This is a genomic window from Streptomyces sp. NPDC059851, assembly GCF_042732005.1.
In the GTDB taxonomy this organism is placed as follows: domain Bacteria; phylum Actinomycetota; class Actinomycetes; order Streptomycetales; family Streptomycetaceae; genus Streptomyces.
Genome location: NZ_JBHWJJ010000075.1, coordinates 1 through 15430, shown reverse-complemented (window position 1 = coordinate 15430; position 15430 = coordinate 1). Strand labels below are relative to the sequence as shown.

Genomic DNA, 15430 nt, shown 5'->3' with positions numbered 1-15430 from the left:
CCTCCTTCCTCATATCCGGACATGAGATTCCGTCGGTGAACGGTCATCGATCGTAGGAACCGCCCCAGCGGCGAACAAGGTGGCGATCCGGCCACAAGAACACCGCAGCCGGGTTCCCTGGCTGATTCCCGTGGGCTTCCGAGGCGGGCGAGGCGCTATTGACGCCCCCTTCGGCCACTTTTCACAATTGGCCGGTCCAGCCGGGCGAGGAGGCCTCCGGGCCACCGGGAATTGCACTGCGACCACAGGAGTATTGCCGGATGCTGCGACTGCTCATCGGAAACGACTGGAGCGAGGAGTTGGAGGAGCCGGTCGGAAACGGCTGGGCCGTGCAGCGCCTGCTGTGGTTCGCCCGCGACGACGACGTCCTCGTCCTGCCCGTCCCGCCCGAGGAGGAGTTCCTCTCCTACGTCACCTCCCTGACGGGCACCCGGCGCGACTCCCTGCAGGTGGTCGTCCCACCCCCCGGCCGCACCGGCACCGGCGCGCTCACCGCGGACCGGCTCACCGACCCCGCCCTCATCACCGAGCTGCGCGAGAAGACCGCCGGCCGGCCCGTCGGCGAGGTCTTCGCCCTCTGGCCCGACGCAGCCGTCGCCGCCGCCGCCGACGCTCTGGGCTGCCCCGGAGCCCTCGAAGGGCACGCGTTCCTCACCCAGAGCGGCGGACTGCTCGGCAGCAGCAAGGCCGTCTTCCGGGCCCTGGCCGCCGGCGTGGGCGCCCCCCTGCCGGACGGCGCGGTCTGCGCCGATCCACGGCGCGCGGAGGAGCACATCGTCCGCCTGCTGGACGGCGGCAGCCCGGTCATCCTCAAGCAGGACTTCGGATCGGGCAGCGACGGCAACGAGATCCTCGGCCGCACCGGGGACGTGGACCTGCGCGGAGCACGCGACGTGCGCGTGCTCCCCGACCGACAGGCGGTCTCCGCGTACCTCGCCGAGCGCTGGGACTGGCTGACGGTCGGCGGCCGCGACCGGGTCGTCGTGGAGCGCTACCACCCCGGCAGCCGCGCCTACTTCGCCGAGTTCTGGATCTCCGACGCGGGCATCCGGCTCGGCGGCCACGGCGAGATGCAGTACCGCCCCCTCCCCAACGCCCAGGTGATGCCCGCCCCGGACCTGACCGCCCGGCAGCTCGACGTGCTGCTGGACGGCGGGCACCGCATCTCGGAGGGGCTGCGGGCGGTCGGCTACCGCGGGATCCTCAGTGCGGACGCCGTCGTCACACCGGAGGGGGACGTCCTCTTCACCGAGTACAACGGCCGCGCCACCGGCTCCACCCACATCTACGAGATCGTCGGCAAGCGGGTCGTCGGACCGGGCTTCGGCACCGACCGCATCCTGCTGGAGCGGGTGTGGCCCAAGCACTGGGAGGTGCCCTCGTTCACCGACGCCCTCACCCGGCTCCGCGAGTCCGGCCACGCCTACGACCCGGGCACCCGCCGCGGTGCGATCATCCTGGCCGCGTACCACCCGGGCCGCAAGGGCGTCATGCTCTGCTTCGCGGACGACACCGTCGAAGCCGCCCTCCACCGCGAAGAGCTGGTCGGACAGCTGTTCACCCGCTGACTCCCCTGACGCCGAACGGACCGATGGCCGGCCTCCTGTCATCGGCGCGTCCGGCGGAGTTCGGCAGGTGATGATCAGGCGAAGTCGTGTGCCGCAGCATACGGAGGTACACGGCGGACGCCCCGGCGGCGGTCGACGTGGTGGAGGGCTCATACCGGGTCTCACAGCGCGGTGCCGAGCCCGCCGCGCCATGCGTTCACCAAGGCCTCCGCCACATCGGTCGAAGGGTGGGCTCCGGGCACCCCCTCAGCGGACATCGCTCGGCAACGCGGTGTCCGCTGAGGGGGCGCCTCCATAGCGGACGTGTTCCAAGCTTTCGGAAGCCGGATGTGCGGTAGTTGCCTTGCTGGGCGACCACACCGTCGAGGCCCACGGTGCGGCCGGCCAGCCGCGCCAGACCGGCGCGCACAGCTGGATCCCGTGACCCTGGCCGTACGGCAGAGGGCAGGGAAAACGATCGACCGACATACCGTGCTCGCCGCGTTGTCCGAGGCACTGCCGACGTGAGGGGACCACTGTGAGGATCACGACGCCTCAGCGGAGGCCGACCGCCCTTCCGACCGACACGATGCTCTTCCCTCTCGTCCACCGCCCGTTGGCGCAAAGGGTGGTGTCCACCGTCGGGGACGACGGCTGCGCACGCGTGCCCGTCTCCGGCCGCATCCTCGAATCCGCGCTGTTGCTCAGGCTGCTCCGCTTGGAGCACCACCTTCCCGAGGTCCGGAGTCGGCTCACGTCGTTCCTGCGCGCGCAAGATCCCGGGCATGACGAGGCCGGACAGCTGGACTCCGCCATCCTGAGCTGGCTCTTCCCGGACCGGAAGACGATCGACCCCGCCGATGTCGAACGCGCCAGCGCGACGGGAATCAGCGGCTTCGTCACCGACCGCAGGCGCCACTTCGCGAGGGCACTCGCCGTCATCTTCGGCGCGGCCTCCCAGCCCTGTGCCCGCCCCGTGCCCCGGCCGAGCCCACGGCCCGCTGGGTAGCCGTCCTGCTCGACGCGTTCCACGTGCCCGCCCACCCCGGTGCCCGGCATGACCTCACCGGGCTGCGCCAAGTCATTGGCCCGCCCGGCGTCTGGGAGCGGCAGATCCTCACCCACCTGATCGCCACTCACGCAGTGCGAAGCGTCGAGCAGGGATCCCGCCTCATCCGACAGACGATCCAGGCCACGCTTTCCCATCAGAGGGCTGACGGCGGAATCCCCAACATTCCCGACGAAGACACGTTCTCCACCGCGATCACCGGCCTCGCCTTCGAAGGCCGGATGCCGGACCTGCGGCTACGCCTCGCCCGCCACATCGCCGACCGTCAGCGGCTCGACGGCGGGCGGGGATTCGCCGACGGCGTCCCGCAGACGGACGTCGACGACACGAACCTCTGCCTGGAACTGCTGCGCTCCGTCGGGCCGGCGCACCACAGGGATGCCGTCAACCCCGTCGCTTCAAGTGACAGAAGGCTCAGTGAAGAGGCCGCCAGTCGAGGGTTCGGATCTCCCTTTCAGCGTGCTTCGCCGAAGAACTCGCGGACGTCGCTGACCAGCAGGTCCGGGGCTTCCATTGCGAGGAAGTGGCCACCGTGGTCGAGTTCGGTCCACCGCACGACGTTGTGGTCGCGTTCGGCCCAGCGGCGGACGGTCACGTCCTGGGTGGAGACCAGTACGGCGGTGGGCACCGTCCCGCGCCGGTCGGCTGCCCAGTCGTCCTGGCCGTTGCCCCAGCCGGTGTCTTGCGTGGTGTCGACGCCGGAGACGCCGGAGTCGGTGCTCCAGTCGTCGGCTGCGGCCTCGCTCCAGGCGTTCGCGGAGATCTCCTCGTAGTAGACCTGGGCGGCTGAAGCGGCGGTACCGGTCAGCCAGTACAGCGAGACCTCGGTCAGGATGCGGTCTCGGTCGATGCTGTCCTCGGGCAGCCCGTCTTCCGGATCGGTGAGCTCCTTGAACTTCTCCACGATCCAGGCCAGCTGGCCGACAGGGGAGTCGGTGAGGGCGTAGGCCACCGTCTGCGGGCGCTTGGAGTTGCACTGCAGGTAGCCGTCGTTGAAGTTCTGCATGGCCTGCCAGCGTCGTTGTTCGACTTCGGTGAGGCCGTCCATCTCGCCGTCCGCACCGACCGGGAACGTGATCATCGCGTTGACGTGGATGCCGATGACGTGGTCCGGGGCGTGCTTGCCCATCTCCGCGGCGACCCACGAGCCGGTGTCGTAGCCCTGGACGCCGTAGCGTGCGTAGCCGAGGCGGGACATCAGCTCGGTGAGCGCCCCGGCCATCGTGGACGCGCCCATGCCCGGCCCGGCCAGTGGGGTGGAGAACGCGAATCCCGGCAGCGAGGGGACGACCAGGTGGAAGGCCTGTGCCGGGTCGCCGCCGTGCCCGCGCGGATCGGACAGGGGCCCGATGACGTCGAGGAAATCCACCACTGAGCCCGGCCAGCCGTGCAGCAGCACCAGCGGCGTGGCATCGGGCTCGGGGGAGCGCACGTGCAGGAAGTGAATGTTCTGCCCATCGATGGTGGTCATGTACTGGGGGTGCTCGTTGAGCGCCGCCTCGTGCACCCGCCAGTCGTAGGCGGTGCGCCAGTGTTCGGCGAGATCCTTGAGGTAAGCCAACGGAACGCCGCGGCTCCACCCGACACCGGGCAGCTCGTCCGGCCAGCGGGTGGCGGCCAGACGGGCGTGGAGATCGTCGAGCTGGGACTGCGGGATGTCGATGCGGAAAGAGCGGATGCTGGGTGTCGTGTTCTCCATGGCTGCGACGCTAGGACCCGCTTAGGTCACTTCCGGTCCTAACCTTCGGGCAGTCTGGCAGCATGCTCGAAACCTCCGGGCGGCTGCTGAAGCTGCTCTCCCTGCTGCAGACCCACCCCGACTGGTCCGGCGCCGAGCTCGCCGAACGCCTCGGGGTCAGCCGACGCACCCTGCGCCGCGATGTGGAGCGACTGCGCGAGCTCGGCTACCCGGTGCACGCCACCCGGGGCACCGCCGGCTACCGGCTCGGCGCCGGGGCCAAGCTGCCCCCGCTGCTGCTCGACGACGATGAGGCCATCGCCGTCACGATCGGGCTGCGCACGGCGGCGGGCGGCTCGGTCACCGGGATCGAGGAGTCCTCCCTGCGCGCACTCACCAAGCTGGAGCAGGTGCTGCCATCCCGGCTGCGGCACCGGGTGAACACACTGCACACCGCCACCGTCCGTGCCGGCACCGTCCCCGACCCCAAGGTCTCCGCGGACACCCTCATGGCCATCGCCGAGGCGTGCCGCCGACGCGAGCGGCTGCGCTTCGACTACACCAGCCACCGCCGCGGCCAGAGCATCCGCTCGGTCGAGCCGCACAGCCTGGTCAGCTTCGGGCGCCACTGGTACCTGGTCGCCTGGGACACCGACCGCACTGACTGGCGCACCTTCCGCGTGGATCGGCTCATCCCGCGCGCTCCGACCGGCCCACGGTTCACCCCTCGCGAACTCCCCGACGCCGACGTGGCCACCTATCTGGCCCGCCAACTGTCGTCGCGGACGTGGCCCTTCCAGGCCACCATCACCCTGCACGAGCCCGCCGCAGCGGTAGCCGACCGCGTCTGGCCCGGCATGGGCGTCATAGAACCCGTCGACGACCAAAGCTGTCTGTTGCACCTGGGCGCCGGCACCCCCCGCGACCTCGCATGGATGATCACCACGGTAGACGCCGACTTCACCCTCACCCACGCCCCACCCGAACTCGCCGACGCGCTGCGCACCCAAGGCACCCGCTGCCTGAATGCCGTACGAGAGGTATAGGTCGCCCCCCGCTGCGGACACCATTGCGGCCTCTTCCGGGGAGGATCGAGGGCCGCACCATGGGGAGGGCCCTGTCGTCACCGCCAGGCCCACTACCGTCGTGGCCGGGTTGTCCGTCCGGTCGAGGCCGGACGCGGTGATGCGGCGACCGGTACGGCAGGTCTCGGTGGAGTCGGTGTCGTGCCGGTAGGCAAGCCAATCGCGATCGCCGGTGAGGGCAACCGTGGTGGCGGACGGCCGGACCGAGCGGCTTCTCCCGTGTGCTGCCGGCCTGCTCTCCCCAGGTGGTGGAGCGGTCCACGAAGAGAGGCGGGGCCACCTGCCGCTCGTCGCCCGCATCACCTGGGACCCGAGACCGGCTCGTAGCCAGCCGGACTTCCGGCCCGCGTCAGCCGGCGGCCCGGCGCCTGCCCCGTGGGCGGCGCGCGTACGGCAGGAGCCGCGGCGAGCGTTTGGCGGCCACGTCCTCGACCCAGCCGAAGGTCAGCCCGAGCAGCCCGAGCAGCGGGATCGCCACCAGCAGCGTGAACCATTGGCTGGCCAGCAGCCACTGGAAGTTCGCGTAGACGAAGGGGACGCTCCAGAGCGGGTCGATCAGCGGGATGGCGACCACCAGGGCGACCTGGTGCCACAGGTAGACGCTGACGGCGCGTGCGTTGAGCAGGCTCACCAGGCCGTTCCAGCGTTCCAGCGGCCTGGGCCACCGATCCCAGGACGGGCTGACGTGGAGGAGGATGGCGACGAAACCGAAGGACCACAGGGCCTGGGCGATCGGCCAGGACTCGATGTCGGTCGCCACGGTCGGGTCGACCGGACGGGTCTGCAGGTACCAGAAGCCGGCCACCATGATCAGCGGCGCGACGGACGGCAGCACGTACTGCGGGATCTTCCTGAGCAGCCCTTCCTGGTGGGCCATGCCGAGGATCCAGCACGCGCCGAAGGTGGCGAAGTCGTTGGCGGTCTCCCAGACCCGGCCGTAGACGAACTCCTGGTCGAGGAAGAACGCGTTCATGACGATCACCATCGCCAGGGGGGCGCACAACGTCATCACCGGGAAGCGCCGCAGTGCCCGCAGCAACAGCGGTGAGAACAGGACGTACCAGAGGTAGGCCCGTAGGTACCAGAGCGGGACGATGATCTGCGCGGCCCAGGTGGGTTCCACGAGCTGGAAACCGGACAGCTCGTCCGCGTACGGCGGGGTGCTCAGCGGCAGGATCCAGAAGGCCAGCTTGGACCACCACCAGGTGGGGTGGCCGTCGGACCGGGGGCTCCAGCCGGCGTAGATCTGGAGGGCGATCATGACGGCGCCGAACAGCCACATCGGCGGCAGCAGTCGGCGCAGTCGACCGCGGATCACGCCGAGGGCGGGACGGCTGAGTGAGCGGGCCATCAGCGAGCCGGCCAGGGCGAACATCACGCCCATCGACGGGAAGACGAGGGGCAGCCAGAACCAGCCGAAGTTGTGGTAGAGCACCACGCGGGCCAGCGCCAGCGCGCGCAGCAGGTCGAAATAGCGGTCCCGGCCGCCCTTGCGCTCGGACGGCGCCGAAGCCTGAGGCTCCGTCTCCGTCTCCGTCTCCGTCTCCGGATCCGGCTCGGCTCGCAGCGCGGCCGGGATCCTCAGCCGGATGGTGTCCCGGGTGCGACCGAGTTCGACGGATGCGGTCACGGTCGGGCCTCCACCGGTACGGCGACCTCGCCGGTGCGCCGGAGCTTCTGCCAGCGCAGCCGGCCCCCGGTCATCGCCGTGATCGCGGACTGCAGCAGGACGATGTACATCAGCTGTCGGTAGACCAGTTGCTGGATCGGCAGGCTGATCAGGTGCCAGGGCTTCTCGCGGTCGAGCCGGAAGGCGTACCAGGACAGTGCGGCCTGGAGCAGGATGAAGCCGCCCCAGCTGGTGAGGGTGATCGGGGCGTCCCCGAACAGCACGCCGTACAGCAGGAACAAGTCGACCAGTGGCGCCAGCAACGGGGCGATCACGCCGAACAGCACGACGAGCGGCAACCCGAGCCGGCCGAAGCGCCCGGCCGGGCCGCGGGAGGTCACGGCGCCGCGGTGCTTCCACATCGCCTGCATGCTGCCGTAGCTCCAGCGGTACCGCTGGGACCAGAGCTGCTGCAGGTTGGCGGGAGCCTCGGTCCAGGCGCGGGCACGCTCGGCGTAGACGATCCGCCAGCCGTCGCAGAGCACCGCGATGGTGATGTCGGTGTCCTCGGCGAGGGTGTCGTCGCTCATTCCGCCGACCCGTCGCAGTGCCTCCTTGCGGAAGGCGCCGACCGCGCCCGGGATGGTCGGGATGACGCCCAACATGTCGTACATCCGGCGGTCCAGGTTGTGGCCGAGGACGTACTCGATGTGCTGCCAGGCACCGATCAGGCTCTCGCGGTTGCCGACCTTGGCGTTGCCCGCGACCGCGCCGATCGCCGGGTCCCCGAAGGGCTGGACCAGCTCGCGCACGGTGGACGGCTCGAAGACGGTGTCCCCGTCCATCATCACGATGATGTCGTGGGAGGCTGCCGCGATACCGGTGTTGAGCGCGCTGGACTTACCGCCGTTGACCTGGCGGATCAACCGGACGAACGGCAGGGCCATCTCCTCGACGATGTCCGCGGTGCCGTCCGTGGAGCCGTCATCGATGACGATCACCTCGATCGGATGATCGCTGGCGGCCAGGGACTGGAGGGTGTTGGCTATGCACTCGCGCTCGTTGTAGGCGGGGACCAGTACGGTGACCCGTTCGGTGACCGGCGGACCCCATGCGTCCCGGCGTTTGGAGCGGCGGGCGTGGATCGGAGCGAGGACGACCATCAGCGCGAACCGTCCGAAGTTGAGGAAGCCGACGACGGCCAGCAGCCCGACCAGCACCGGCAGGGTGAGCACGGCCACCTGGGTGGCCCAGATGAATCCTTTGCCCGCCCACAACTGGAACCCGTGCACCGGCACGGTCGCGCTGGAGGCGCCGAGTGCCTCGGAGATGGTGGTGAAGCGGTAGCCCTGGGCCTGCAGCCTGTCGATGATCTGCACGAGCGCGGCGAGGGTCTGGGCGCGGTCGCCACCCGCGTCGTGCAGCAGGATCAGCGCGCCCGCACCGGGCTTGGCCGGCATGGCTGCCTTGACGATCGCGTCCACGCCGGGGCGCTTCCAGTCGTCGGTGTCGCGGTCGATGAACGCGGTGAGGTAGCCGCGCGCGCCCACGTACTTGACCACCGGGTAGTTCCAGTCGTCCATCGCGGTGGCGTCGGAGGAGTACGGCGGGCGGAACAACGCGCTGTGGACGCCCGCGACGCCGGCCAGCGCCAGCTGCGTCTGTGCCAGCTCCCAGCTGGTCCGGGCGTGGGACTGGTACACCAGGTCGGGGTGGGTGAAGGTGTGCACCCCGAGTTCGTGGCCGCCCGCGACGATCTGCCGGATCAGCTCCGGGTGGCGCGTGGTCATCGCGCCGGTCACGAAGAAGTCCGCACGGACGTTGCGGGCCGCGAGCACCTTGAGGATCTTCGGCGTCCACTCCGGCGAGGGACCGTCGTCGAAGCTCAGGACCGCAGTGCGGTCGGGGATGTGGTAGCTCACGGGATGCTCGTTCTTGGCGCCGCGCGCGTCGATGATCGGACCGCCCTTGAGCAGGTTGTGCGGCACGGTCGTCTTGTCGACCGAGATGGCGATCCGGGAGTCGTGGAACGCCTCGTTCGTGGCGAGGCCGCGCAGGACGAGGAGGGCGAGCAGGCAGGCCAGCAGGGACAGCGGCATGAAGAAGCGCAGCGGCGGCGCGGCCAGTCGGCGCGGCCTGAGCAGGGACTGCCGGCGGCGCTGGTGGCGGGACAATGACGCTCCAGGAGACGGTGGTGCGGGTGATCAGGGTTGCTTGGCCGGCCGGCCCGAAGGCTTCGCCCCGCGCGGCGCGGTGGTCGCGGGTTTCGGCGGGGCGGCAGCGGTTTTCGACGGAGCGGCTGCGATCTTCGGCGAGCCGCCGGGGGTGCCCGTCCGGGGCGTCGCGGACCGCGTGACCGTCCGAGGTGACGAAGCCGAGGACGACGCGGACGACGGGGTCTGCGACAGCGAGGGCACGGGTGAGGGCGCGGGCGAACGCGAGGGCTGGGCGGGTACGCGCATCGCCGGGGCGTCCGCCTGCACACCGATCAGGCTGCTGCCCATGGCGACGGCCAGAACCGCGCCGACTATGGAGACCGGCCAGCCGAAGCCCCGCAGCATCCGGCCGCGCAGACCGGACTGGTCGACGAACACCGGTGCGGGAGCCGGTTCCTCAGATTCACCAGAACCCAACTCGGACATTCCGGGCATTGTTCGGTGTGTCGATCCGCGTTGCACGGGCGTGATGACTGGGCGCACCTTGCGAGACCTTTCATTGCAGGGTACGTAGACCGCGGGATCGCAGGGCGAACGCTAGTGCACCGATCCCAGGCGACTCGGCCCCCATATCCGGATTTGCAGGGATCTATCCAGGCGTCGTGACCGGATCGAAACGGAATTGGTGGTACCGGTTAGTAGGGCCGCGCGCCCGGCGCCGGGTAGTCAGCCGAGTAGTCATCGGTGTCTCGGCGCACCTTAGGATGACGCCCTCATCGGATCAGCAGCTGATCCCCATCCAGAGGGCGTGTCCAGGTACCGCCTCTACGCACGCCCCAAGGAGCCCGAGTGAGCCAGCCCCGCCGCACCCGCCGTCGCCGCGTGTGGACCGCGCTCACGCTGCCCGCCCTCTTGTGCGTGCTCGCCGCGTGTTCCGGCGGCCCGGGTGACGATGCCGCCGCGCCCGCCCCGAGCGCCTCACCGACCCCGGCCGGCCCGCCGGGAACCCTGTTCGACAACTTCCACTACAGCGGCCCCGAGGACCCCGCCCTCGCCGCCCACGGCTGGGAGGTCCGTACCGGCGGCGGTGGCCCCGGCATCAAGGGCACCTGGTCCACCGCCGGTGCCGGCTTCCCCTCCGACCCGACCGCCCAGGGAGGCAGGGTCCTGCGGCTGCAGTCCTCCACCGACGGCACGGAGCAGGGCACCCAGCAGGTCGAAGTACAGGGCACCGGCAAGAACCTCTTCACGGGGACCTTCGCCGCTCGGGTCCACTTCAGCGACAAGCCCACGAGCGGCCGCAACGGGGACCACGTCGTCCAGACCTTCTTCCCTATCTCCCCCTCGGACTCCTCGGACGACTACAGCGAACTCGACTTCGAGTACCTGCCGAACGGCGGCTGGGGTTCGGAGGGTCCGCGACTCGACAACGTCAGCTGGCACAAGGCCGATCCGCCGGACCGGGTCAGCCACACGCTCAAGCAGCGCATCGAGGGCTGGCACACCCTGATGGTCACCGCAGTGGGCGGAACGGTCACCTACTCCATGGACGGCAAGGAGCTGTTCACCAGCTCCGGCAAGTACGTCCCGCGCGAGAAGATGGACATCCACTTCAGCAACTGGTTCATCGACCTGCCCTTCGCCGGAGCTCCGCGCACCTGGGAGATGAAGGTCAACTGGGTCTACTACAAGGCCGACGAGGCCGTTTCCCAGGCGGATGTCCAGAAGACGGTGGACGGCTTCTACAGTGCGGGCACCAACTACGTGAACACCGTGCCGAAGGCCTGACCACCGTCCGAGGGCCGGGGGCCACGACGACCGTTCACAACAGCGCGGCCGCGCACATGGGTGCCGGTACTTCCTCACTTCGCCGACGGCGCGGCGTCCGCGGCGTCGTCGAGGAGCTCGGGCCCGTTGCTGCGCACGCTGTTGACCGGCTGCCGGCCGACGGCTGCAACACCCGTCAGGAGGTACTGCTGCCGAGGCCGTCGTGTACGCCGAGATCGGGTGGGGCTGCACTCTGAACGGTGGCACCTGGTGGTCGTACTACGACGAGCGGGAGGTGACGCCGGCCGGTGCGCTGGGCATCGACGGCATGGTCCCGCTCGCGGAAGCCTGTAATCCGGGCGGCAGTTCATGGACCGGACAGAAGCATGAGGCGCAGGCGAACGGCCAGAGCCAGGCGGCGTCGCCGTTGCCGGTGACAGCGGCGTCGAACCGCGCAAACGGCAACGAGGGCCCGGCCCAGTGGCTCCTACCGGCACCGGATGCGCTGTGTGGTGTGCTCCCAACAGGCCCTGTCCCGCGCCACTGTGCTCGAACTCTCCTTGCCGTCACATATCGGCCCAGAACACCACCCCTCAGAGTGTCGCTCTTGGGTGGGTTTGCTCCCTAGGGTGGACGGCATGAAAGCCTCCCTGGTCCGTCGGACCGCGCTTCGGACCGGAGCCCTCGTCCTGGGCTCCCTCGCCGTCCTGCTCCCGGCCGCCGTAGTGCAGGCCGCGCCCGCTCGCACCCAGGCCGAGATCGAGCTCAGCTGTGATCGGAACACCTGGGAGGTGAAGTACACCGCAGGCAGCACGGGGCATGCCCCCGGCGCCAGGGTGAGGAGCCGGATCGACATCAGCACGATCGACGAGTACGGCCAGGACCGGGTGACCGGCGAGCCCGCGTACGGCCTCGGGGCGGCGGCCACCACCGGCGACGTGTACCGGGTGGCTGACCCCCATGGGGCCTGGTCCACGCACGAAGTCCTCAGCGCCGGCCCCCGCCCCTCCGGCTACCCCCGCTCCCACACCCGCACCACCACCGTCACCCTCCAGGTGGACGACGGCCGCACTCGGAACGGTTACAAGGCTGAGTGCACCCTGAGCGTGGGCTGACCGCTTGCCCGTCTGCTGTCCGCGGGAGATGCCGCCTTCGCATCGAGCAGAGGCCGGGATGTCGAGAGGCGGGCCCGGTTCCTGCGATGAAGCCGTTGAGGATGGCAGACCGGCAGCGGAGGCGCTTGAGACGGTTGCGGACGAGCGCCACCGGACGGTTGGACGGCCACCGGGCGCTCGTCTTCACCGCTGCCGGGCCGGGTGGTCGGGTGTTGGTGCGGACGCGCCGCGGGACGCTGGTCCAGGACCAGTGGCCGGACCTGCTGGCAGCCGCTGAGGAGCAACTGCCCCGCGGCCTCGTCATCGACGATGAGCTGGTCGTCCGGGATGCCGAAACAGGGCGGTTGCCGTTCGAGGCGTTGCAACGCCGAGCCGCCGTCCGCGCCCGCGGCGCCCCGGCCCTGGCCGCCGCGTGGCCGGCCTACGTCGTCGCGTTCGACCCGCTAGAGCAGGACGGCCGGGAGCTGCTGCAACGCCCGTACCAGGGAGGCGCGCACTTCTGGAGGCACTGTTCACCGACCACGCGCCGAAGGTGCCGGGGACGCTAGTCCCGATGACGACGGGCCAGTCAAGGCGGGGGAGTGACCGACGGTCGCCGCGGTCACGCACGGCCGGCCCCGTGGCAACGGCACCCCCAGGCACTCCGGTTCCGGCGATCCGCCGATACCGAGTCCCCGGACCGGCGGATCGCCGGAACCTACAGGTGGTCACGTCAGGGAAGCCAGGGAAGTCAGGGAAGCCAGGGAAGTCAGGGAAGTGAGGGGAGTTAGGGAAGCCGGGCCAGCCGGGCGCTGGCTGAGCGGCTCCCCGGGCGAACGCGCCCACGTGCGGCCCCACTATTCCGTCTTGCTAAGTACCGGTAGTCAGCGATACGGTGTACCGGTACTCAATGACGCCGAATAGCTCAGGGAGGAGGGCGCTCCATGGCCAAACTGCTGACCGAGATGCTCAAGGGCACGCTGGAGGGCATCATCCTCGCGTCCCTGTCCGGCCGGCCCGCCTACGGCTACGAGATCACCGCGCGGCTGAGGGAGCAGGGTTTCCCCGACATCGCCGAAGGAACCGTCTACGCGCTGCTCATCAGGATGGAGAAGCGCGGCCTCGTCGATGTGGAGAAGGTCCCCTCGGAGAAGGGGCCGCCGCGCAAGGTGCACTCCCTCAACGCCCAGGGACGCGAATACCTCGAAGAGTTCTGGAGGACCTGGAGCTTCCTCTCGGAACGACTGGACCAGCTCCGCGAAGGGGGCGAATAGCCATGTCCGAAGCAGACAAGACCGGCGGCATCATCGCGAAGGTGATCGGGCCCAAGAAGCGCTGGCGGGCGTACAAGGCGCGCGTCAAGGAGCTTCCCAGCAGCCACCGCACGGCGGTCGAGGCGATCGAGCGGTACCTGATGCACTTCGTGCCGACCGACGGTGACAGCAGCGCGTCGATGTTCGATGACCTCGCCGACCTGTTCGAGCAGGCCGTGGCGGACGGGACGCCGGTCCGCGGGGTCGTCGGGGAGGACCCGGTGGAGTTCGCCGACGCGTTCGCCGAGAACTACTCCGAAGGCGGCTACGTGCCCGCCCGCGCACGCAAGCAGCTGGTCGAGGACATCGACCGCGCCACCGGGGGCACGACCGGAACAGGAACAGGAACCGGGACGGCCTGATCCCAGCACATCGCCCCCCGGGGCGGAGCACCACCGCTCGTCCGCACCACACGGTCGGCCGGGGGCACGCCCCGGCCGACCGTCTCCCGCCGCATGCCCGCGGCACCGCCGAGACCGACCACTGCGTGCAAGGAGATTCGTCATGGGAAACGGCAACAACGGCTTCTCCCCGGCAGGGCTGCGCCGCATGCGCGAGGTACTGCAGGCGCATGTCGAGTCCAAGAAGATTCCCGGCCTCGTCGCCCTCATCGGGCGGGGCGAGGAGACCCATGTCGAGGCGATCGGCACCATGCGCCACGACGGCGGCCCGCCGATGCGCCGGGACACCATTTTCCGGATGGCCTCGACGACCAAACCGGTCGCGGTCGCCGCCACCATGGTCCTGCTGGACGAGTGCCGACTGCGGCTGGACGACCCGATAGACCGGTGGCTGCCGGAGCTGGCCGACCGGCGCGTCCTCAAGCGGCCCGACAGCCCGCTGGACGACACCGTGCCGGCGCGGCGCCCGATCACCGTGCGCGACCTGCTCACCTCCACCTGCGGGCTCGGGCTGGACACCACGGCCATGAGCTCCCCGATGATGAGCGCGTACTTCGAGCAGAAGGTCTACGGCGAGAACGGATGGATGCTGCCGGCAGTGGAGCCGGACGAGTGGATGCGCCGCCTGGGCGCGCTCCCGCTGATGTACCAGCCCGGGGAGCGGTGGCTGTACAACGTCAGCGACGACGTGCTCGGCGTGCTGGTCGCCCGGGTCACCGGCCAGTCGTTCGAGGCGTTCCTGCGCGAGCGCATCTTCGATCCGCTGGGGATGAAGGACACGGGCTTCCACGTACCCGCCGACAACATCGACCGGCTGCCGCCCCTGTACGCCCCCGATCCGCAGACCGGAGAGTTCACCGTGGAGGATCCGGCCGAAGGGGGACACCACAGCAGGCCTCCGGCCTTCCAGTCCGGCGGCGGCGGACTCGACTCGACCGTCGACGACTACCACGCCTACTTCCGGATGCTGCTCAACCACGGGATGCACGGCACCGAGCGGATCCTGTCCCGGCCCGCCGTCGAGCTGATGACCACCAACCGCCTCACCCCCGAGCAGACGGCCGCCCTACAGACCTGGGCGCGCAGCGTCGTCCATCTGTCACACGGCCAGGGGCAGACCGGCGGCTGGGGCTTCGGGATGACGGTGCGCACCTACCGAGGCGACTACGCGCCCATCGGCCAGTTCGGCTGGGACGGCGGAGCCGGCACCACGACCTACGCCGACCCGCACAACCAGCTCGTCGGCATCCTGCTCACCCAGACCGGGATGTCCACCCCGCACTCGGCACGGGCCATCCAGGACTTCTGGACCACCCTCTACCAGGCCATCGACGACTGACCCGCCTACGTCGAGTCGGTCGGCGCCGCGTTCCTCGACCACCTGGGGGACGCCTGCACGGGCCAGGCGCCCGGTCATGGGAGTCATGGCAGCCCAGACGACGATCAGAGTCTCGAAGGGTTGAACGATTCACTGGACCGCGCCCGGGGCCGACGCGGGCTCCTGCCGCACTCCCCGGACGGATGGCGCACAACGCCCCTCAACTCAGCGCCCGTGCCGGCTTGATCCTGGACTCGATGGTACGGCCGCGACCGCCCCGTTGGGCGCGGACCGGTTACTGAGGTCTGCGGTCGGAACGATTCACCTGCCTGCTCCGGAGCGCGAGCTGTTGGGCGGGACCGGCCGCAGTCTGCGGAGCCAGTTCCGGCCTGT

The 15430-nt window shown here is 70.0% G+C and carries 14 protein-coding genes; 9 read left to right on the top strand and 5 right to left on the bottom strand.

Features of this window, described 5'->3' with window-relative positions:
• Positions 1 to 260: 260 nt before the first annotated feature.
• Complete coding sequence (locus ACFV7Q_RS23790; protein ID WP_385431292.1) at positions 261 to 1568, top strand: peptide ligase PGM1-related protein; 1308 nt, start codon at positions 261 to 263, stop codon at positions 1566 to 1568.
• A 607-nt stretch (positions 1569 to 2175) separates the two neighbouring features.
• A complete protein-coding gene (locus ACFV7Q_RS23785) occupies positions 2176 to 2556 on the top strand; it encodes a hypothetical protein (protein WP_385431291.1) in 381 nt (126 codons plus the stop codon).
• Positions 2557 to 2852: 296 nt separating this feature from the next.
• Here ACFV7Q_RS23785 and ACFV7Q_RS23780 read toward each other — a convergent pair whose 3' ends face one another.
• Together ACFV7Q_RS23780 and ACFV7Q_RS23775 are read right to left on the bottom strand one after the other, a co-directional pair.
• The gene (locus tag ACFV7Q_RS23780) at positions 2853 to 2987 is read right to left on the bottom strand and encodes a hypothetical protein (protein ID WP_385431290.1); all 135 of its coding nucleotides are present in this window, start codon (positions 2985 to 2987) and stop codon (positions 2853 to 2855) included.
• Between the two features lie 83 nt (positions 2988 to 3070).
• A complete protein-coding gene (locus ACFV7Q_RS23775) occupies positions 3071 to 4315 on the bottom strand; it encodes an epoxide hydrolase family protein (RefSeq protein WP_385431289.1) in 1245 nt (414 codons plus the stop codon).
• Between the two features lie 62 nt (positions 4316 to 4377).
• Here ACFV7Q_RS23775 and ACFV7Q_RS23770 point away from each other — a divergent pair, with 62 nt between their 5' ends.
• On the top strand, positions 4378 to 5340 hold the full coding sequence (locus tag ACFV7Q_RS23770; RefSeq protein ID WP_385431288.1) for a helix-turn-helix transcriptional regulator: 963 nt from the start codon (positions 4378 to 4380) through the stop codon (positions 5338 to 5340).
• 388 nt (positions 5341 to 5728) lie between these two features.
• Here the strand turns inward: ACFV7Q_RS23770 and ACFV7Q_RS23765 are convergent, their stop codons facing one another.
• The 3 genes from ACFV7Q_RS23765 to ACFV7Q_RS23755 form a co-directional block, all read right to left on the bottom strand.
• Positions 5729 to 7009 (bottom strand): acyltransferase, encoded by a 1281-nt coding sequence (locus ACFV7Q_RS23765; RefSeq protein ID WP_385431287.1) that lies wholly within the window; start codon positions 7007 to 7009, stop codon positions 5729 to 5731.
• Positions 7006 to 9099, bottom strand: a complete 2094-nt coding sequence (locus ACFV7Q_RS23760) for a bifunctional polysaccharide deacetylase/glycosyltransferase family 2 protein (RefSeq protein WP_385431308.1) — start codon at positions 9097 to 9099, stop codon at positions 7006 to 7008. The genes ACFV7Q_RS23765 and ACFV7Q_RS23760 overlap by 4 nt, the downstream gene beginning before the upstream one ends.
• Before the next feature lie 93 nt (positions 9100 to 9192).
• The gene (locus ACFV7Q_RS23755) at positions 9193 to 9630 is read right to left on the bottom strand and encodes a hypothetical protein (RefSeq protein WP_385431286.1); all 438 of its coding nucleotides are present in this window, start codon (positions 9628 to 9630) and stop codon (positions 9193 to 9195) included.
• Positions 9631 to 9993: 363 nt separating this feature from the next.
• On the opposite strand from ACFV7Q_RS23755, the gene ACFV7Q_RS23750 reads away from it, so the two are divergent.
• The 6 genes from ACFV7Q_RS23750 to ACFV7Q_RS23725 all read left to right on the top strand — a co-directional run bounded on the left by ACFV7Q_RS23750 (position 9994) and on the right by ACFV7Q_RS23725 (position 15058).
• Positions 9994 to 10932, top strand: a complete 939-nt coding sequence (locus tag ACFV7Q_RS23750; protein ID WP_385431285.1) for a glycoside hydrolase family 16 protein — start codon at positions 9994 to 9996, stop codon at positions 10930 to 10932.
• A 617-nt stretch (positions 10933 to 11549) separates the two neighbouring features.
• Positions 11550 to 12026, top strand: coding sequence for a hypothetical protein (locus ACFV7Q_RS23745; protein ID WP_385431284.1), 477 nt, complete (start codon positions 11550 to 11552; stop codon positions 12024 to 12026).
• 125 nt (positions 12027 to 12151) lie between these two features.
• The gene (locus ACFV7Q_RS23740) at positions 12152 to 12574 is read left to right on the top strand and encodes a hypothetical protein (protein WP_385431283.1); all 423 of its coding nucleotides are present in this window, start codon (positions 12152 to 12154) and stop codon (positions 12572 to 12574) included.
• A 375-nt stretch (positions 12575 to 12949) separates the two neighbouring features.
• The gene (locus tag ACFV7Q_RS23735; protein WP_385431282.1) at positions 12950 to 13279 is read left to right on the top strand and encodes a PadR family transcriptional regulator; all 330 of its coding nucleotides are present in this window, start codon (positions 12950 to 12952) and stop codon (positions 13277 to 13279) included.
• 2 nt (positions 13280 to 13281) lie between these two features.
• Positions 13282 to 13680: a DUF1048 domain-containing protein gene (locus tag ACFV7Q_RS23730; protein WP_385431281.1), complete on the top strand. Its 399-nt coding sequence runs from the start codon at positions 13282 to 13284 to the stop codon at positions 13678 to 13680.
• Between the two features lie 142 nt (positions 13681 to 13822).
• Entirely contained in the window at positions 13823 to 15058 is a 1236-nt protein-coding gene (locus ACFV7Q_RS23725; RefSeq protein ID WP_385431280.1) for a serine hydrolase domain-containing protein, read from the top strand.
• The last annotated feature ends 372 nt before the right edge of the window (positions 15059 to 15430 follow it).